The 18,551-nt window shown below is 62.5% G+C and carries 22 protein-coding genes; 6 read left to right on the top strand and 16 right to left on the bottom strand.

The window, feature by feature from the left end; translation table 11 throughout:
- Nucleotides 1–5: 5 nt before the first annotated feature.
- From rplB to rpsL, 9 genes are all read right to left on the bottom strand, one after another.
- Nucleotides 6–842, bottom strand: a complete 837-nt coding sequence (gene rplB / locus DM806_RS14470) for a 50S ribosomal protein L2 (protein WP_179043899.1) — start codon at nt 840–842, stop codon at nt 6–8.
- A 10-nt stretch (nt 843–852) separates the two neighbouring features.
- Nucleotides 853–1,167, bottom strand: a complete 315-nt coding sequence (locus tag DM806_RS14465) for a 50S ribosomal protein L23 (protein ID WP_179043898.1) — start codon at nt 1,165–1,167, stop codon at nt 853–855.
- Complete coding sequence (rplD, locus tag DM806_RS14460; protein WP_179043897.1) at nt 1,160–1,783, bottom strand: 50S ribosomal protein L4; 624 nt, start codon at nt 1,781–1,783, stop codon at nt 1,160–1,162. Before rplD ends, DM806_RS14465 begins: the two co-directional genes overlap by 8 nt.
- A gap of 3 nt (nt 1,784–1,786) precedes the next feature.
- The gene (gene rplC / locus DM806_RS14455) at nt 1,787–2,536 is read right to left on the bottom strand and encodes a 50S ribosomal protein L3 (protein WP_179043896.1); all 750 of its coding nucleotides are present in this window, start codon (nt 2,534–2,536) and stop codon (nt 1,787–1,789) included.
- A 287-nt stretch (nt 2,537–2,823) separates the two neighbouring features.
- Nucleotides 2,824–3,132, bottom strand: coding sequence for a 30S ribosomal protein S10 (gene rpsJ / locus DM806_RS14450; RefSeq protein WP_007686587.1), 309 nt, complete (start codon nt 3,130–3,132; stop codon nt 2,824–2,826).
- A gap of 209 nt (nt 3,133–3,341) precedes the next feature.
- A complete protein-coding gene (tuf, locus tag DM806_RS14445; protein ID WP_155183798.1) occupies nt 3,342–4,532 on the bottom strand; it encodes an elongation factor Tu in 1,191 nt (396 codons plus the stop codon).
- A 137-nt stretch (nt 4,533–4,669) separates the two neighbouring features.
- Nucleotides 4,670–6,742 carry an elongation factor G gene (gene fusA, locus DM806_RS14440; protein WP_179043895.1) on the bottom strand — a complete coding sequence of 691 codons (2,073 nt, stop codon included), beginning with the start codon at nt 6,740–6,742 and terminating at the stop codon, nt 4,670–4,672.
- Nucleotides 6,743–6,898: 156 nt separating this feature from the next.
- Complete coding sequence (gene rpsG, locus DM806_RS14435; RefSeq protein ID WP_179043894.1) at nt 6,899–7,369, bottom strand: 30S ribosomal protein S7; 471 nt, start codon at nt 7,367–7,369, stop codon at nt 6,899–6,901.
- Between the two features lie 13 nt (nt 7,370–7,382).
- Nucleotides 7,383–7,754 carry a 30S ribosomal protein S12 gene (rpsL, locus tag DM806_RS14430; protein ID WP_004208728.1) on the bottom strand — a complete coding sequence of 124 codons (372 nt, stop codon included), beginning with the start codon at nt 7,752–7,754 and terminating at the stop codon, nt 7,383–7,385.
- A 349-nt stretch (nt 7,755–8,103) separates the two neighbouring features.
- Between rpsL and DM806_RS14425 the strand changes: the two genes are divergently transcribed.
- From DM806_RS14425 to DM806_RS14415, 3 genes are all read left to right on the top strand, one after another.
- Nucleotides 8,104–10,401: a putative bifunctional diguanylate cyclase/phosphodiesterase gene (locus DM806_RS14425; RefSeq protein ID WP_179043893.1), complete on the top strand. Its 2,298-nt coding sequence runs from the start codon at nt 8,104–8,106 to the stop codon at nt 10,399–10,401.
- Nucleotides 10,402–10,558: 157 nt separating this feature from the next.
- Nucleotides 10,559–11,770, top strand: a complete 1,212-nt coding sequence (locus tag DM806_RS14420; protein WP_256869325.1) for a M23 family metallopeptidase — start codon at nt 10,559–10,561, stop codon at nt 11,768–11,770.
- Nucleotides 11,751–12,134 carry a bactofilin family protein gene (locus tag DM806_RS14415; RefSeq protein WP_179043891.1) on the top strand — a complete coding sequence of 128 codons (384 nt, stop codon included), beginning with the start codon at nt 11,751–11,753 and terminating at the stop codon, nt 12,132–12,134. Before DM806_RS14420 ends, DM806_RS14415 begins: the two co-directional genes overlap by 20 nt.
- Nucleotides 12,135–12,776: 642 nt before the next feature.
- Here the strand turns inward: DM806_RS14415 and DM806_RS14410 are convergent.
- Nucleotides 12,777–12,971, bottom strand: a complete 195-nt coding sequence (locus tag DM806_RS14410) for a hypothetical protein (protein WP_179043890.1) — start codon at nt 12,969–12,971, stop codon at nt 12,777–12,779.
- Between the two features lie 445 nt (nt 12,972–13,416).
- Nucleotides 13,417–13,818, bottom strand: a complete 402-nt coding sequence (locus DM806_RS14405; RefSeq protein WP_179043889.1) for a gamma-glutamylcyclotransferase family protein — start codon at nt 13,816–13,818, stop codon at nt 13,417–13,419.
- A 347-nt stretch (nt 13,819–14,165) separates the two neighbouring features.
- Here DM806_RS14405 and DM806_RS14400 point away from each other — a divergent pair, with 347 nt between their 5' ends.
- Nucleotides 14,166–14,351, top strand: coding sequence for a PspC domain-containing protein (locus DM806_RS14400; protein WP_179043888.1), 186 nt, complete (start codon nt 14,166–14,168; stop codon nt 14,349–14,351).
- Between the two features lie 126 nt (nt 14,352–14,477).
- Here DM806_RS14400 and DM806_RS14395 read toward each other — a convergent pair whose 3' ends face one another.
- A complete protein-coding gene (locus DM806_RS14395) occupies nt 14,478–14,615 on the bottom strand; it encodes a hypothetical protein (RefSeq protein WP_179043789.1) in 138 nt (45 codons plus the stop codon).
- A gap of 69 nt (nt 14,616–14,684) precedes the next feature.
- A complete protein-coding gene (locus DM806_RS14390; RefSeq protein WP_179043887.1) occupies nt 14,685–15,425 on the bottom strand; it encodes a DUF72 domain-containing protein in 741 nt (246 codons plus the stop codon).
- 117 nt (nt 15,426–15,542) lie between these two features.
- Here DM806_RS14390 and DM806_RS14385 point away from each other — a divergent pair, with 117 nt between their 5' ends.
- Nucleotides 15,543–15,779 carry a DUF2061 domain-containing protein gene (locus tag DM806_RS14385; protein WP_179043886.1) on the top strand — a complete coding sequence of 79 codons (237 nt, stop codon included), beginning with the start codon at nt 15,543–15,545 and terminating at the stop codon, nt 15,777–15,779.
- Nucleotides 15,780–15,801: 22 nt separating this feature from the next.
- On the opposite strand, the gene DM806_RS14380 is transcribed toward DM806_RS14385, so the two are convergent.
- From DM806_RS14380 to DM806_RS14370, 3 genes are all read right to left on the bottom strand, one after another.
- A complete protein-coding gene (locus DM806_RS14380) occupies nt 15,802–16,470 on the bottom strand; it encodes a peptidylprolyl isomerase (RefSeq protein ID WP_179043885.1) in 669 nt (222 codons plus the stop codon).
- 80 nt (nt 16,471–16,550) lie between these two features.
- Nucleotides 16,551–17,009: a PilZ domain-containing protein gene (locus DM806_RS14375; protein ID WP_179043884.1), complete on the bottom strand. Its 459-nt coding sequence runs from the start codon at nt 17,007–17,009 to the stop codon at nt 16,551–16,553.
- A gap of 130 nt (nt 17,010–17,139) precedes the next feature.
- The gene (locus DM806_RS14370; RefSeq protein WP_256869324.1) at nt 17,140–17,514 is read right to left on the bottom strand and encodes a LysR substrate-binding domain-containing protein; all 375 of its coding nucleotides are present in this window, start codon (nt 17,512–17,514) and stop codon (nt 17,140–17,142) included.
- Between DM806_RS14370 and DM806_RS14365 the strand changes: the two genes are divergently transcribed.
- Nucleotides 17,514–18,248, top strand: coding sequence for an SDR family oxidoreductase (locus DM806_RS14365; protein WP_256869323.1), 735 nt, complete (start codon nt 17,514–17,516; stop codon nt 18,246–18,248). The two genes, DM806_RS14370 and DM806_RS14365, sit on opposite strands and share 1 nt — an antisense overlap.
- Nucleotides 18,249–18,551: the final 303 nt, after the last annotated feature.

Here is an 18,551-nt window from a genome sequence, read left to right as displayed (position 1 = left end):
CTCGCTTACCTCTTCTTCTTCGCGTGGCGGCTACGGATGATGAACTTGTCCGTCGCCTTGTTGTGACGGGTGCGTGCACCCTTGGTCGGCTTGCCCCAAGGCGTGACCGGATGACGGCCGCCCGAGGTCCGGCCTTCACCACCGCCATGCGGGTGGTCGACCGGGTTCTTCGCAACACCGCGCGTCAGCGGGCGGATACCGTTCCAACGGTTACGGCCTGCCTTGGCAAGGTTGGTGTTGGCGTTGTCCGGATTCGACACGGCGCCAACGGTGCCCATGCAGTCCGAACGAATGTAGCGCTGCTCGCCCGACGACAGGCGGACCATCACCATGCCACGATCGCGACCGACCAGCTGGGCGTAGGTGCCCGCCGAACGGCAGAGCTGACCGCCCTTGCCGGGCTTCATCTCGATATTGTGGATGATGGTGCCAACCGGCATCTGGCCGAGTTCCATCGCGTTGCCCGGCTTCACGTCGGTCTTCTTGCCCGCGACGACCTTGTCGCCGGGAGCCAGACGCTGCGGCGCCAGGATATAGGCCTGGGTGCCGTCGGGATAGTTGACCAGCGCGATGAAGGCGGTGCGGTTGGGGTCATATTCCAGACGCTCGACCGTACCTTCCACGTCCCACAGGCGACGCTTGAAGTCGATGATGCGGTAACGCTGCTTGTGACCGCCACCGATACCACGCGAGGTCACATGACCCTTGTTGTTACGGCCACCGGTCTTGCGCTTGCCTTCGGTCAGCGCCTTGACGGGCTTACCCTTGTGCAGGCTCGACTTGTCGACGAGGATCAGGCCGCGCTGGGCGGGGCTCGTCGGGTTATAGTGCTTAAGTGCCATCTATCCCGCCTCAGATACCGGTGGTGATGTCGATCGACTGGCCTTCGGCCAGCGTGACAATCGCCTTCTTGACGTCCGAACGCTTGTAGGGCTTGCCCTTCCAGCGCTTGACTTTGCCCTTCTGCACCAGCGTGTTGACCGCCTTGACGGTCACGCCGAACAGCGCCTCGACGGCAGCCTTGATTTCAGGCTTGGACGCGTCGTTGGCGACCTTGAAAACAACAGCGTTGTTCTCGGAGAGAAGGGTCGACTTCTCGGTGATGACCGGCGCGACAACGACGTCAAAATGACGGTTGTCCACGGTCGCGGCTTCTTTCTTAGCCATTGAAACGGGCCTCCAGCTTTTCGACCGCGGCGCGGGTAAGCACCAGCGAGTCGGCCTTCAGGATGTCGTAGACGTTGGCGCCGACGGCCGGCAGCAGGTTCACGCCGATGATGTTGGCCGAAGCCTTCGCGAAGCTGACGTTCACGGCATCGCCGTCGATGAACAGCGCCTTGGTCAGGTTCAGCTTGGCGAGGTGCGCGACCAGATTCTTGGTCTTGCCTTCCGCCACGTCGAAGCTGTCCAGAACGATCAGCGAACCGTCCTTGGCCTTCGACGACAGGGCCATCTTCAGGCCGAGCGCGCGAACCTTCTTGTTCAGGTCGTGGCCGAAGTCACGGGCGCGAGCACCGTGAGCCTTACCACCGCCGATGAACACGGGCGCCTTGCGATCGCCGTGACGCGCCGTACCGCCGCCCTTCTGGCGACCGAACTTCTTGCCGGTGCGGGCAACGTCCGAACGCTCGCGGGTGGCGCGGGCCGGAGCGCGACGCTTTTCCAGCTGCCAGGTAACGACGCGGTGCAGAATGTCGGTGCGGGGCTCGATACCGAACACGGCATCGTTCAGCTCCAGCTCACCGGCGGCTGCGGCGTCGAGGGTCTGTACATTGACCTTCATGGATTAGCCCTCCTGGCCTTCGGTCGCTTCGGGAGCGACTGCTTCAGCAGGCGTCTCGGCAGCGGTGTTGCTGTTGGCAGCAGCCTTCAGGCTGGCCGGATACGGCGCATCAGCGGGGCGCTTCACCTTGACGGCGTCGCTGACGGTCAGCCAGGTGCCCTTGGCGCCCGGAACCGAACCCTTGACGAACAGCAGGCCACGCTCGACGTCCGTGCGGACGATTTCGAGGTTCTGCTGCGTGCGCTCACGATCACCCATGTGGCCGGCCATCTTCTTGTTCTTGAAGACGCGACCCGGATCCTGACGATTACCGGTCGAACCATGGGCACGGTGGCTGATCGACACACCGTGGGTGGCGCGCATACCGCCGAAGCCCCAGCGCTTCATGGCGCCGGCAAAGCCCTTACCCTGGGTGTGACCAGCGACATCGACCAGCTGACCGGCGATGAAGTGATCGGCCGCGATTTCGGCGCCGACATCGAGGAGCGCGTCCTCGGCGACACGGAATTCGACCAGACGCGCCTTCGGTTCCACTTCCGCCTTGGCGAAGTGGCCGCGCTGCGGCTTGGCGACATTCTTGACCTTCGCGACGCCCGCACCGAGCTGAACCGCGACATAACCGTCACGATCAACTTCCTTGCGAGCCACGACCTGATTGCCCTCGAGGGCAAGAACCGTAACGGGAATATGACGTCCGTCCTCCTGGAACAGACGGGTCATCCCGACTTTCTTAGCGATCACGCCTGTGCGCATCACTGATTACTCCCATAGAGGCCCGCCTTAGCAGCGGGCGTATCCAACGAAAAAACCGCTCAGCATCTCTGCTTCGCGGCCCAACCCAAATTATAGATCACCCCGTCCGGGTTGGATGCCGACCCCTGCTCGGGACCAGCGACGGGGGACCAGGACCACGCGCCTGCCCGGTTTACCGGAGAGGCCGTGCGGTATCCCTTGTGTCGTTTGAGCTTCCGCCCCTCAAAGATAGAGGTCTAGAATGCCCGATACCCTGGCCACCTTTCGGAGAGCAGGGACTTGCCGGCTTAGGCCAGCTTGATCTCGACGTTCACGCCGGCAGCTAGATCCAGCTTCATCAGCGCGTCGACCGTCTGCGGCGTCGGCTGCACAATGTCAAGCATACGCTTGTAGGTGCGGACCTCGAACTGCTCGCGCGACTTCTTGTCGATGTGCGGACCACGGTTGACCGTGAACTTTTCGATGCGCGTCGGAAGGGGAATCGGACCGCGAATGAGGGCGCCGGTGCGGCGGGCGGTGTCGGCGATGTCGCCGGTCGCCTGATCGAGCACGCGATGATCGAACGCCTTGAGGCGAATGCGGATGTTGCTGTCCATTGTTCCTGTACCGATGCGAAAGAGCCAAAAACTCAGAGCATTTTCAAAAATCAGCCGGAGCAGCCGATGACTTGTGAAAATGCGCCAACAAAAAAATATCCGCCCCGTAAACTACCCTTCTAGCTCGTTCGAGCCGGAGAAAGGCGATCCGGGGCGGCTAAATTCCTCAGCGGCGCGAATCAGGCGATTCGCGCCGCTGCGGTCCTATATTACTTCGAGATCGTGCCGACAACCCCTGCGCCGACGGTACGACCGCCTTCACGGATGGCGAAGCGCAGACCCGGATCCATGGCGATCGGAGCGATCAGCTTGATGCCGAGCTTCACGTTGTCGCCAGGCATGACCATCTCGGTGCCCTCGGGGAGGATCACTTCGCCGGTCACGTCGGTGGTGCGGAAGTAGAACTGCGGACGATAGTTCGCGAAGAACGGGGTGTGACGGCCGCCTTCTTCCTTCGACAGAACGTAGACTTCCGCGTCGAACTCGGTGTGCGGGGTGATGGTGCCCGGCTTCGCCAGAACCTGACCACGCTCGACTTCTTCGCGCTTCGTGCCACGAACCAGAGCACCGATGTTGTCGCCTGCACGACCTTCGTCGAGCAGCTTGCGGAACATTTCGACGCCGGTGACAGTGGTCTTGGCGGTGGCCTTCAGACCAACGATTTCGACTTCTTCACCAACCTTGATGATGCCGGTTTCGACACGGCCGGTGACGACGGTGCCGCGACCCGAGATCGAGAACACGTCTTCGATCGGCATCAGGAACGCCTTGTCAACCGGACGCTCCGGCTGCGGGATGAAGCTGTCGACGGCAGCCATCAGCTTCAGAACGGCGTCGTGGCCGATTTCCGGGGTCTTGTCCTGCAGGGCAGCGACAGCCGAACCGGCGATGACGGGGATGTTGTCGCCGTCGAAGTCATAGCTGCTCAGCAGCTCGCGGATTTCCAGCTCGACCAGCTCGAGGATCTCGGCGTCGTCGACCAGGTCGACCTTGTTCATGAACACGACGAGCTGCGGCACGCCGACCTGACGGGCGAGCAGGATGTGCTCGCGGGTCTGCGGCATCGGGCCGTCGGTGGCCGAAACGACCAGGATCGCGCCGTCCATCTGGGCGGCACCGGTGATCATGTTCTTGACGTAGTCAGCGTGACCCGGGCAGTCGACGTGCGCGTAGTGACGGGCTTCGGTCTCATATTCGACGTGGGCGGTCGAGATGGTGATGCCGCGCTCGCGCTCTTCGGGAGCCTTGTCGATGTTGGCATAGTCGACGAAGGTCGCGCCGCCGGTTTCGGCGAGCACCTTGGTGATCGCTGCGGTCAGCGAGGTCTTGCCATGGTCGACGTGACCGATGGTGCCGATGTTGCAGTGCGGCTTGTTCCGCTCAAACTTAGCCTTAGCCATTTTATCCTACCTTCTAATCAAAATCAGCTTGGGTCTGACCGCTCGGCCGCGCCTCGCGAAGGCGCGTCCATAGCAGCAAATTTCGATATTACCAGCCCCTAACCGACCCGTTTTCACAGGTCGGCCAGGGAAAACCGTCAGGCCATCTTCGCCTTGACTTCGTCCGCCACATTCTGCGGCACTTCGTCATAGTGCGAGAAGATCATCGAGTAGTTCGCACGTCCCTGGGTGAAGGAGCGCAGCGAGTTCACATAGCCGAACATGTTGGCCAGCGGCACCATGGCCTCGACAACCTGCGCGTTACCGCGGGTGTCGGTGCCCTGGATCTGACCACGACGGCTGTTCATGTCGCCGATGACGTCGCCCAGATATTCTTCTGGAGTGACGACTTCGACCTTCATGACCGGTTCGAGCAGGGTGATGCCCGCCTTCTGCGCAACTTCGCGCATCGCGGCACGGCCGGTGATTTCGAACGCCAGCGCCGACGAGTCGACGTCATGGTACGCACCGTCATACAGGTTGATCTCGAAGTCGATGATCGGGAAGCCGATCAGCGAGCCGGTGGCCGCCGTTTCGCGCATGCCCTTCTCGATCGCCGGGATATATTCCTTGGGAATATTACCGCCCTTGATCTCATCCTTGAAGATGATGCCCGCGCCACGCTCGCCCGGCGTCACCTTCACCTTGATGCGGCCGAACTGGCCGGTGCCGCCCGACTGCTTCTTGTGGGTGTAGTCGACGTCGACGGCCTTCTTGAGATATTCGCGATAGGCCACCTGCGGCGCACCGACATTCGCCTCGACCTTGAACTCGCGCTTCATGCGGTCGACCAGGATTTCGAGGTGAAGTTCGCCCATGCCCTTGATGATGGTCTGGCCCGATTCGTGATCGGTCGTGACGCGGAAGGACGGATCCTCGGCGGCCAGGCGGTTGAGCGCGACGCCCATCTTTTCCTGGTCGGCCTTGGTCTTGGGTTCCACCGACAGTTCGATGACCGGCTCGGGGAATTCCATCCGCTCCAGGATGATCGGCTGGCGCTCGGCGCACAGCGTATCACCGGTGGTGGTTTCCTTCATGCCGGCCAGCGCGACAATGTCGCCCGCATAGGCGGTGTCGATGTCCTCACGCGAGTTCGCGTGCATGAGGAGCATACGGCCGATCTTTTCCTTCTTGTCCTTGACCGAGTTCAGATAGGTGCCCTTGGTCAGGGTGCCCGAATACACGCGCAGGAAGGTCAGCGAGCCGACGAACGGGTCGTTCATGATCTTGAACGCCAGGCCTGCAAACGGCGCATCGTCGGCGGTCGGACGGCTGTCCGGCGTCTCGCCGTCCATCTTGACGCCCTGGACGTCCTCGATGTCGAGCGGCGAAGGCAGATAGTCGACGACGGCGTCGAGCAGCGGCTGGACGCCCTTGTTCTTGAACGCCGAGCCGCACAGCACCGGCACGAAGGCATGACCCAGCGTACCCTTGCGGATCAGCTTCTTGAGGGTCGCGACGTCGGGCAGATTGCCTTCCAGATAGGCTTCCATCGCGGCATCGTCCTGCTCGACGGCCAGCTCGATCAGCTTTTCGCGATATTCGGCAGCCTTGTCGGCGAGGTCGGCCGGAATTTCTTCATAGAAGAATTCGGCGCCCAGGCTCTCATCCTTCCAGATGATGGCGCGGTTCTCGACCAGGTCGACCAGACCCTTGAAGTCCGACTCGGCGCCGATGGGCAGGTACAGGACGGCCGGGGTGGCGCCCAGGCGATCGATGATCGTCTGCACGCAATAGTAGAAGTCGGCGCCGGTGCGGTCGAGCTTGTTGATGAAGCACATCCGCGGAACCTTGTACTTGTCCGCCTGGCGCCACACGGTTTCCGACTGCGGCTCGACGCCGGCAACGCCGTCGAACGCGGCGACGGCACCGTCGAGCACGCGCAGCGAACGCTCGACTTCGATCGTGAAGTCGACGTGGCCGGGGGTGTCGATGATGTTCAGACGATGGTCGTTCCAGATGCAGGTCGTCGCAGCCGACGTGATGGTGATACCACGCTCCTGCTCCTGCTCCATCCAGTCCATGGTCGCGGCGCCGTCATGGACTTCGCCGATCTTGTAGGACTTGCCGGTGTAGTAAAGGATACGCTCGGTCGTGGTGGTCTTGCCGGCGTCGATATGCGCCATGATACCGAAATTGCGATAGCGTTCGAGCGGATGGCTGCGGGCCATGATGCTTCTCCGTTGCCGGCGCGCCGGCGGTTGGGGATTCGTTAATTCTGCGCGTGGCCCCTAAACCAATCCGTCCGCCATGGGTAGACCCAAGGCGAACGGACCGATTTTGGAAACCAGATGACGAAACGGGCACCCTGCGGCGCCCGCCCGTTGTTACCAGCGGTAGTGCGAGAAGGCGCGGTTCGCTTCCGCCATGCGGTGCGTGTCTTCGCGCTTCTTCACGGCATTGCCGCGATTGTTGGCGGCGTCCAGCAGTTCACCCGACAGGCGCGCGGCCATCGTGGTTTCGCTGCGGTTGCGCGCGGCGGTGATCAGCCAGCGGATCGCCAGGGCCTGCGAACGTTCGGGACGAACTTCGACAGGCACCTGATAGGTCGCACCGCCGACACGGCGGCTGCGGACTTCGATGCCGGGCTTCACATTGTTCAGCGCATCATGGAACAGACCGATCGGATCCTTCTTGGCGCGGGTCTCGACGGTTTCGAGAGCGCCATAGACGATCGATTCAGCAACGGCCTTCTTGCCGTCCTGCATGATGCTGTTCATGAACTTCGACAGCACGATGTCACCGAACTTGGGATCGGGCAGGATGATGCGCTTTTCGGGGCGACGACGACGTGACATATTCTAGTCTCCCTTACTTCGGACGCTTCGCGCCGTACTTCGAACGGCTCTGCTTACGGTCCTTGACGCCCTGGGTATCCAGAACGCCGCGCAGCACGTGGTAACGCACACCGGGAAGGTCGCGTACGCGGCCGCCACGGATCAGCACGACGCTGTGCTCCTGAAGGTTGTGACCTTCACCCGGAATGTAGGTGATGACTTCGCGCTGGTTGACCAGACGCACCTTCGCCACCTTACGGAGAGCCGAGTTCGGCTTCTTCGGGGTCGTCGTATAGACGCGGGTGCAAACGCCGCGCTTTTGCGGGTTCGCATCCATTGCAGGGACCTTCGACTTGGTCTTCTGCAGCTCGCGGCCCTTGCGGACCAGCTGGTTGATTGTTGGCATGAAGCCCTTCACCTTCTCAGTTACTTTACCGGATCATTCCCGTGTTCCGTGCCGCCCGGACATGTTCATGTCGAAAACGGCAAAGGCCCCGGGGATGAATATCCCCTGGAGCCACAAGAGCACCCGGCAATGTTCAGCTCTAATGTTGCCCAGCCAAATGACGCATGGAGACGAATCTTCGCACGGCAGGCCTCTGGGCGAGCGGCGCTATAGCGATGCACGGTTGCCGGGTCAAGGAGAGGGGCGACAACCCCATAAAGCTGCCGTATGCACCGCCATATTTCAAAAGGTTAGGGAATTAGTAACCGTACCGCCCTATCCTTTTGGCTGGCCGCAGCATAGGCGAACCGTGACCCTCTTATCCTCCCTTACCGGCGAGTTCCGCGACCCCGCAAGGGAATCGGCCTTCCAGGCCGAACGGCTGCCCGAATATCGCCGCCATGCGCGCCTGCTCTTCCTGCTGTCCGCCCTCCTCAACGGCCTGTTTCTGCTGAGCGACTGGCGCTTTTCCGGCACGCCGCATTTCTGGGTAGCCGTCCCGGCGCGCATCTCGATCGTCCTCTGGTCGCTCGTCTGCCTGTCGCTCTGCCGACGCATGACCGGTTTCGGCGCGGTCGAACGCATCTGCTTCGCCTGGCAGGTGGTGACGGCGATCGGCGTCGCCTTCCTGGTCAGTTCCCGCAGCGACATCGCGGTCTTCGTCCTGGTGATGCTGCCGCTGGTCTTCTACCTCGTCGTACCCACCAGCTTTCGCGGCAATGTCGGCGGGGGGCTGGGGTGCGGCATTGCCTTGCTGATCGGCTATCTGGCCCCGGCGCCGGCATCCCACACCATGCTGGGCATGGTCCTCGCCATGCTGATCCTGCATTGCGGCATGTGGCTGGCGATCGCGCGCAACAACCGGCTGCAACGGCAGGAATGGACCGCAGGCCGGCTGGCGCACGCCGCGCAGGCGGCACTCGCCAACAGCCGCGACACGCTGGAGCGCATGTTCATGGCGGTGCCGCTGCCGCTGCTGGTCACGCGCCGCGACGGCAGCGTCCTGCGCATGAACCGCGCCGCGGCCGATGGCTATGCGGTCGGGCAGGATTGCAGTCTCGACAATGTCAACCGGACCTATGTCGATCTGCCGTCCCGCGACGAATTGTTCGAACGGCTCCTGCGCGGCGAGGTGATCGACAATTTCGAATGCCGGCTCCGCCGCGGCGACGGCGCGATCCGCAACGCGCTGCTGTCGACCCGCCCGATCGTCATCGATGACGAATCCTGCTTCGTGACGAGCGTGGTCGACATCACCGAACGCAAGGAGGCGGAAGAACATCTGGAGCATCTGGCGATGTCCGATGCGCTGACCGGACTCGCCAATCGCTCGCATTTCATGGCGGCGCTGACCCAGGCGACGGCCAGGATGGAGGACCGGACCAGCATCTCCGCCGTCCTCCTGATCGATCTCGACGAATTCAAGCGCGTCAACGACACCGCCGGCCACGACGCTGGCGACGCCCTGCTCTGCGCGGTGGCGGGACGGCTCCGCCATGCCCTGCGGCCCGGCGACCTGGTCGCGCGCATGGGAGGCGACGAATTCGCCGTGCTGCTGACCCGCCTGCCGGACGAAGACGCGCTCCAGCCGATCCTCGCGCGGATCAGCGAACATCTCCATGCCCCGCTCAGCTATAGCGGCCGGCCGATCGAAAGCCGGGTCAGCATCGGCGTCGCCTTCTTCCCCGATCATGGCGATGACGTCGCCGCACTCATCAAGCATGCCGACATCGCCCTCTATCATGCCAAGAATAGCGGCCGGGGCCGCGCCACGCTGTTCGGCCCCGAATTGCTGGACAGTTGGGAACGGGAGGCGGCCATGCTGGACCGCGCCCGCCATATCCTGGCGCAGGAACGCCCGATCCCCTGGTACCAGCCCAAGATCGCGCTCGACACCGGCGCGTTGCAAGGGTTCGAAGCGCTGTTCCGCTGCCCGACAGCCGCCGGCGGCATGATCATGCCCGGCGACATCTGGGCCGCCTTCGAACATCCCGAACTGGGGCCGGCGATCACGGCGCAGATGATCGAAGGCATCGTCGCCGACTGCTGCCGCTGGCGCGACGCCGGCCTTGCCTTCGGCCATGTCGCCTTCAACGTATCCGGCGCGGACCTCAATGACGATCATTTTGCCGACCGGCTGCTCGATCGCCTGGCACAGGCTCGCCTGGCGCCGTCGATGATCGAACTGGAGGTCACGGAATCGGTGTTTCTGGGCCGCAATGCCGACCGGGTGGGCCGCGTACTGCAACGGCTGAGCGACGGCGGCGTCGCCATCGCGCTCGACGATTTCGGAACCGGCTACGCCTCCCTCTCCCATCTGAAGCAGTTCCCGATCGACATCATCAAGATCGATCAGCGCTTCGTGCGCGACCTGGAAACCGATCCCGATGATGCCGCGATCGTCCGCACCGTGCTCAACCTGGCCTATAGCCTGGGCATCCGCACCGTCGCGGAGGGCGTGGAGAATCAGCAGCAACTCGACTATCTGCGCGCCGGCGGGTGCCATTATGGCCAGGGCTTCCATTTCGGCGCCGCCATGCCCGCCTCGTCCGTGGAGGACCGGCTGCGAGCGGCCACGCCGGCGCATCGGTTGCCGCAATCCCCATAAAAGTGAAAAATTCTGTCAGAAGCACGGAACCAAATCCCGATTCCGTCATTTCACCGCGTTCGCCATTCGATTCGTCACGAGTCCGGGGTACCAGATTCGCGCGATCTTCAAAGCTTTGCTACCGGCCCGACTCGAAAATAAAGTCGCGGGGTCGCAATTGTCGCATCAGAAGAAGAAGGGGGTGGCCGGCCTCCGGGACCGGCTCAACGCCCTATGTCCTGAGCGGGAGATTTTCCTGCGATCCGGTGGTCAGGTCAAATTCATCCGTATTTCCCGCCGCATGCAGATCGGCGGCGCCTGTCTGGCCGCCGCCGCGCTGATCGGCTGGGGCGGCGTCACCCTCTCGATGCTGGCGAACAGCGCTTCGGTGGCGCAGCAACGCGCCGCGCTCAGCGCCCAGGGCAAGTCGGTCGCCACCGCCGCCAGCAAGGTGGAGGGCTATCGCCAGTCGGTCGAAACCCTCGCGCAGGATCTGGAAGCCCGCCAGGACTTCATGGACGATCTCTACAAGACCCATTTCGGCGCCGAGGATGGCGACAAGGCCGGCGCCGACCTGCTTGGGTCCGAAAAGGCCGATAAAGACGAGGCCGATAAAGACGAGGCCGATAAAAAGGACGGGTCCGCCGCCAGGATCAGCATGGCCCCCGAAGCCGCCCCGCTGGTCAAGCTTGCGGAACGCCAGCGTCGCTTCGCCCTGCTGCTGACCCATGCGATCGAGCGCCGCGCCGACAAGGCGGCCGCCGCCATCCGCAGCTTCGGCCTCAACCCCGACAAGCTCGCCCGCAGCGCCGCCCGCGCCCAGGGCGGTCCCTTCGTCCCCTGGAAGGGCGAGAAGGGCGCGATGACCGGCGAACTGGAAAATCTGGCCGACGCCATGGCGCGGATGGAATTTCTGGAACGCAGCCTGCTGACCATTCCGTCGGGCAAGCCCACCACCACGCCGATGCTGTCCAGCTCCTATGGCTATCGCCGCGATCCCTTCAACGGCCATGCCGCCTTCCATGCCGGACTCGACTTCCCCGGCCGTCGCGGCCAGCCGATCAATGCCGCCGCCGACGGCAAGGTCAGCTTCGTCGGCCAGCGCCAGGGCTATGGCAATGTCGTCGAGGTCGAGCATGGCAATGGCATCATGACCCGCTATGCCCATCTGTCGGGCTTCGCCGCCCATGTCGGTGAAAAAGTCTCGCGCGGAGAGAAGATCGCCCTTATGGGATCGACCGGCCGTTCCACCGGCCCGCATCTTCATTTCGAGGTCCGGCTGAACGGCCAGGCCGTCAATCCCCGTTCTTTCCTCGAGGCCCGCAAGGATGTTCTCCAAGTCCAGCAAGTCGCCACGGCCCGTTTCGCCGATGTCGGCAACCGGGGCTAAGCATACCCCCTTCTCGCTGATCGGCGGCGACGTGACGATCAACGGCAACCTCACCGCGTCGGTCGACCTGCATGTCGATGGCGCGATCGAGGGCGATATCAGCTGCGCATCGCTGGTGCAGGGACCGGACAGCCGCATCACCGGCCATGTGATCGCGCAGAGCGCGCGCCTCGCCGGGCTGGTCGACGGCTCTATCACGGCGGAGCAACTGATCGTGGAAAGCAGCGCCCGGATCACCGGCGATATCAGCTACGCCAGCATCACGATCGAGGCCGGCAGCCGTATCGAGGGCCGCTTCACCCACAGGGACAAGGATGCTCCGGCAGCGGAGCTGAAGCTGATCGCCAACGACAGCGCGGCTTGATCCCAGGAGCGATGCCGGGTCGGGAACCATCCGACAGCCGGAGAGCGGGACAGGCAATGATGGGCCGGCATCGCTGCGCGTCGGGTGAGCATGGGCAGCGATCGCACGACATGCGGCCCCGCCCGATGATCTGGAGTGCGCTTCCCTGGAGCAGGCCGGAACAGCCGATGGCTCGGAAAACGCGGTAAAACAAAGAACTAGAGCAGCCGAGCCGCTTCAATCGGATCGGAATCTGCTTTAGGTAGCGCGCTCCAATTCCTTGTTGTCGCATCACTTTATGCGGTGCTTTAACGATATTTGTCACTGGCGGCCCTCCGGCCGCGCCGCTATCGCCCGCTTCTCATCCCGATGGGAAGAAGTGCGCCATGGAACGTCCCGACTTCTGGCCGGATATTCGCCGTTTCCTGTTTGGCTTTGTCGGCGGCGGGGCCTTGATCGGCATCTACACGCTGCTCAGCGTCAATCCCCTTCCCTGACCCCATCCTCCACCCCGCATCCGCGTTGGGTAGGAAGGGGACTGTCGGCTGTTCTTTTTGGCCGTCACCCCAGCGAAGGCTGGGGTCTCAGGCGAGGTTGCGCGACTTGGCCTGAGATCCCAGCTTTCGCTGGGGTGACGGAATATGGTCGATTTGAGATTGGCGGTTAGAGGTGAGCTAGACTTGCAAGCAGTGCCGAGACGAAGCCACTTAGCGCTATAAGCGAGCCGGTGAAGGCAAGGAGTCCCCATACACCGGAAGCCCGCTCTACGCGTTTGAAATCATAAATCATTTTTGCGGCGCAATACGTTGCGTTGCAGATGAGCAGCGCCAGCGAAATTAACAAAATGATGAGAATCATCGCGGGTAACTACGCGCCTATGGCAGGTTAAAGAAAATTCTGAGAAGCTACGGATCGTCCAATTTTGGTCCAAATTCGCGCGCAGTGGTGGATTAGCTATTAGCGAACCATACGAACATGCCAACTGAGGCGATGGCCCAACATGCCACCCCAACCCCTAGGCCACCAAGGATGCTAACGGCAGCATTCCAGCGGCGAGTTAGGAAAATGGCGCTTCCGAACGCCACAAAGAATATCATCAATACGATTGCCACGGTCGCCATAGCAGAAGATATTGCAGCGCCGGGCCATGTCCGCAATCAGGAATGGTGCTCGACCTATCCAATGACAAAAACTGGTCGCCTCCCATCATCGCCTCGGTCATCCCGTCCTTGAACCGGGATCGCGCGCTCCTGACAGGCGACAGACGCGCGATCGGATCAGGGCCGGAGCGACGGCGGATAAATCATCCGCTCTGGCCGTCCGACAGAAAGTCCCCGCTTATGATCCGCTCCAATCCAGCCGTCGCGCGCGCATAGACATAGACCCACGCCTCGACCGGTCCCTCCGGCCCGGCCACCGCCATCCGTTCCCGCCGATATTCGTGCGGCGCCGGGAAAGACGGCGCGCATTCCTCATAGAGGTCGAGCCAGCCGAGCGTCGCCGCAGCGTTGTCCAGCGCGAACAGGTCGCCAGCCACCCGCCCGTCGCCTTCCGGCACGAAACCGGGATAATCCGCAACCCAATAAAGCGCGCCCGTCGCCCGGGCCGGTCCGACATGCCGCGCCTCGCGCCGCAAGCGCCGTGCCATCGGGCCGTCGAAACCGGCGCGCAGGGTGCCGTAGACGAATAGAAAAGTCTCAACCATCCAATGCCTTCGACATTTTCACCAAGTCACGGCAAAATTTCCCAACAGCCAGAATTTTTCACGCACGCCATGTCGGGCCAATTTCTCAAAATCCACGCATTTCCGCCAAAAATACAAATTGGCACGCTCTCTGCATTATCGCCTGGCATCAAGGCCGGATGGTCCGGCCGCCACACGCCAGGGAGTAGATATCATGTCCATCGCCAAGTTCCAGAACGCCGCCTTCGCCCTCGTCGGCGCCGTCATGTTCGCCAGCCTGTTCGTCGCAGCGGCCGTCCCGGTGGTGCCGATCGCCTGATCGGCTCCCCCTCCCCCATCAGAACATATCCAAGCAGAAGGCCAGACTCATGAACAACAGCTTCACCCTCGACCGCCGCAACGGAAAGATCATGGGCGTGTGCGCGGGCATCGCCAACCGCACCGGCCTGGACGTCACGCTGATCCGCGTCGCGCTGGTCCTGCTGACGCTCTGCGCGCTGGGCCCGATCGGTGTCGTGGCCTATCTGCTCGCCGGCTGGCTGGCGGAAGGCTGATGCCTTCCCGGCCACTGGCCGCCCCGTTCCAAAGTCGTCGTAAAGTAAAAAGGCCGCTCTGGTTAACCCAGGAGCGGCCTTTTGGCATCCCGATCTGTCGGGATGAAGATCGCGGACGAACCGCGATCAGGCATAGAGCACCGAATAGAAAGTCAGCATCTGTACGCCGACAGCAACGGCGAGCACGGTGCCCTGAAACATCTGACGCATGTTTTTCTCCATCATTACGAGAATCAATCCCTCGTCATGAGGGATGGGGGCCATTAGGCCCGTCATATTCTCGTAACAATCGCAAAGCACGGCTTACCGATTGCATCAAATGCAACAGCCCTGTTACTCCAAAGCCACGATCATCGCCTGCGCCGCGGCCGGGTTCCTTTCCTTCGCCCCGCTAATGAAGAAGCTGAAGACGTCCCCTGCCTTCGCCTGCGTCTTTGCGCGATCGGTCCAGCGCCGAATATCGGCCGCCGCATAGCCGGTCGGCTCATCGGCCTGGGTCTGCATCAGGCGCATATAGGAAAAGCCGACATCATGGCCGGCGATCGCGGGATATTCCGCATGATCGGCGAAGACCACCGCCGCCCCGGCATCACGGGCCAGTGCGAGGAAGGCGGGATCGTCGAAACTGTCATGCCGCACCTCCAGCGCGTGACGCAACGGCACCCCGTCGACGCTGGCGGGCAGCAATTTCAGGAAGGCGCCGAAATCATCCGGGTCGAACGTCTTCGTCGCCATGAACTGCCAGAGGATCGGTCCCAGCCGGTCGCCCAGTTCGGCGATGCCCTGCCCGGTGAATTTGGCGATCGAGTCCCCCGCCTCCGCCAGCACCCGCCGGTTCGTGCAATAGCGCGACGCCTTCACCGCGAACTGGAAACCGTCCGGCACCGCCTTGGCCCATCCGGCGAAGGTTGCGGGCTTCTGGCTGCTATAATAGGTCGCGTTGATCTCGGTCGCGGTCAGATGCTCGCCGACATAGGCCAGCTCGTCCTTCTGGCGCAGACCCTGTGGATAAAATGTGCCACGCCACGGCTCATAGACCCAGCCGCCAATGCCCACCCTGATCCGTCCAGCCATGCCGCCTCTCCTCTCCCGTCCGTTCTGATCGCCAGCAGCGATCAGAGCCAGCGGAAAAAGCCATTGGCCACTATTGCGAACGACTCTTAATTGTGAACGCCACAAGGAGACGCCGCCATGTCGCTCGACCTCATCAAGACCGGAACTTACCTCAGCATCCACCTGACCGTCGGGTTCACCGTCGCCTATCTGATGACCGGATCGGTCGCACTGGCCGGCGGCATCGCCCTGATCGAACCGATGATCAATGCCGTCGCCTTCTTCTTCCACGAACAGGCATGGAAGAAGATCCAGGCGCGGCCGCCGCGCAAAGGCGGACGCCAATGGCTGCGCGATCAGGCGGCCTTCGCCTGACCACGACCAGTCCGGAGATTGTCTATTTCGCTGTCTTCTTGTTCAGGCCGATCAGCCATGGCTTGACCCCGCGCGAAGGCCTGGGCGTGCCGTCCAGCCGCTTCGCGCGGATAATAGCGATCGGCTTGACGATCATCTGCCCCCGCATCGGTCCCGATCCGCAACAGGTCGGCACGGCGAGGATCTTCTTCACCACGTCCATCCCCGCCACGACATGGCCGAAGGCGGCATAGCCGATATAGTCGCCCCGCGCGTCCATATTGGGCGTGGGACCGATGGTGATGAAGAAATTGCCCATCGCCGAATTGGGCCGGTTGGGCCGCGCCATCGACAAAGTGGCGTCGAGATGCCGGATCCCGGTCTGCGTCGTCGGCTCATGCGGGATGGGCGGCAGCGACCGGCGCGCATCGGTGTCGATCCCACCTTGGATCAAGCCATATTTGGGATCGCTCTTGCGCCGCGCCGCGCGATAGAAGGTCACGCCGTCGAACCGCCCGTCATCGACATAGGTCAGGAAATTGGCCGAGGTGCGCGGCGCCCGCTTCTGGTCCACGGCAACGATGATCGTGCCCACCGACGTCTCGATCGCGACGCGGGCGTAGCCGGACGTCGCCTTGTTGGCGGGAAGAGCCAGAGCCGCGACGGACATGGGAACCAGCAGCAGGCAGAGCAGACGCAGAAGACCGAACATGGGCGTCAGCCCTAGAGAGACCGCATCCGCCACGCAACCGGCCAGGCCGCTTCAATCCCTGCTTCGCCGGCTCCAGATCATTATCGACCGTGCACCAACCCTTTCAGGCCGAACGGACTTTTCTCCTTCGCATGGGGCATCCGCACATGGGAGACGGCATGGCCATGCGGGACGAATCCCGACGTCAGCGCCACAGCATGAATCGGCCTGCCGGGCGCTTTCGCAGGACCGGCGGCCTGCATCACCTTGTTTACATCGATCGGCCGCTCGAACTCGACGCCAAAATGCGTGTCCGACGCCCAGACGACGCGCCCGGGAAGGATGAAGGCTCCCCGGCTGATCACGATGCTCGCGCCGATTGCCGGTGGCGTAGCTTCAATTTTGGCGCCGCCCTCTGAAATGTCCCTGATGCGGACCAACTGTATCTCGTACCGCGGATCCCCCGTCTCCAGATTTGCGTCCATGAAGACGCTGGAACGCTTCGCACGCGAACGCAATGTCATAAAGCCTCTCGCCAGATGATTCATGATCGATGTCATGAAGGCGCCTGACCAGGCAAAAAGGTTGCATATCAATTCCATAGCCCTAACTCGGTCTGCCATGGAGGAGGGGCGCCTGAACCTGCATCCGATAGTTCTGCAGGATGAATCGCCATCGGCATCTGCCTTTTCAGCGATGCGGCAAAAGCTCCCGCACCAATATGTCTTCAAGCCAGTCCGCGAACACCGACAGACGTCGCGACAGATGCTGTCGATGCGGATAGAGTAAAGTCATCGCCATGGGTTCGGCACGGTGGGCGGCCATGACGTCGACCAGTTCCCCCGCGGCAAGATGAACCTTCACGTCATAGGCCGGAATCTGGATCAATCCCAGGCCGACAAGGCAGCAGGCGATATAGGCCTCGGCGCTGTTGACGATCACGCTGCCGCGCATCGGTCGCGTCCTGACCGATCCGTCCTCCACCCACTCCCACGGCTCGATGCGCCCCGTCGATGGCGAGGCGTAGCGAACTGTCCGATGGGCGCCAAGATCGTCCGGACCCAATGGCGTGCCATATTTCGCGAGATAGGCGGGGCTGGCGACATCTTGCGCTGCAGGGGGCCAAGGCGGTCGCCATCCACTACAATAGTCCGGCGGCGGCGACAGAAGCGGAAAATACGCTGGTGGCGATCAGCGCGGCAGGGGCCCAAGGCCATGCCTTCCAGGCCGATCTGACCACGGCAGGCGCGGTGGAGCAGCTATTTGCCGACGCGAAGGCGGCGATGGTCGGGATCGACATCGCGATCAACACCGTCGGCAAGGTGCTGAAGAAGCCGATGGTCGAGATTTCGGAAGATGAATATGACGCGATGACCGCGGTCAATTCCAAGACGGCCTTCTTCTTCCTGAAGGAAGCCGGCAAGCAGTTGAACGACAATGCCAAGATCCTGACGGTCGTGACGTCGCTGCTGGGCGCCTTCACGCCCTTCTATGCCGCTTATGCGGGTACGAAGGCGCCGGTGGAGCATTTCACCCGCGCCGCCTCAAAGGAGTTCGGGGAGCGCGGCATTTCCGTCACCGCAATCGGCCCCGGTCCGATGGACACGCCCTTCTTCTATCCCGCCGAGGGAGCGGATGCGGTCGCCTATCACAAGACGGCGGCGGCCTTGTCGAACTTCTCGAAGACCGGCCTCACCGATATCGAGGACATCGTCCCCTATATCCGCTTCATGGTCTCCGACGGCTGGTGGATGACCGGTCAGACCATTCTCGTCAACGGCGGCTATACGACGAAATAATCAACGCATATCGGCCCGCCATGGGGCCGGCGCCACCGCGCGGAATGGGCCGGCCTACGAAAACATGGCCGCTTTGGAACGATCGATGCCAGAGCGGCCATGTTCGCGTGAGGATCAAATGGCTGGCCCGCAGCGGCGGCAGATGGCGCGACTGGTCCTATTGATAGCTGCCCACCCAATTCCGTGATCTTCGCGATCGGCCTGACATGATCGCCACCCGATACCTCTGTCGCAAAGAAGAGGTGGCCCCTCCGTCAGGGCCTGCTAGGGTGAAGCTACGAACCGGAAACCGGAACGGATAGG

Origin of the sequence: Sphingobium lactosutens, assembly GCF_013393185.1 — a bacterium.
Classification (GTDB): Bacteria; Pseudomonadota; Alphaproteobacteria; order Sphingomonadales; family Sphingomonadaceae; genus Sphingobium; species Sphingobium lactosutens_A.
The sequence above is the reverse complement of the archived record's forward strand: the minus strand, read 5'-3'. Positions and strand labels throughout refer to the sequence as shown.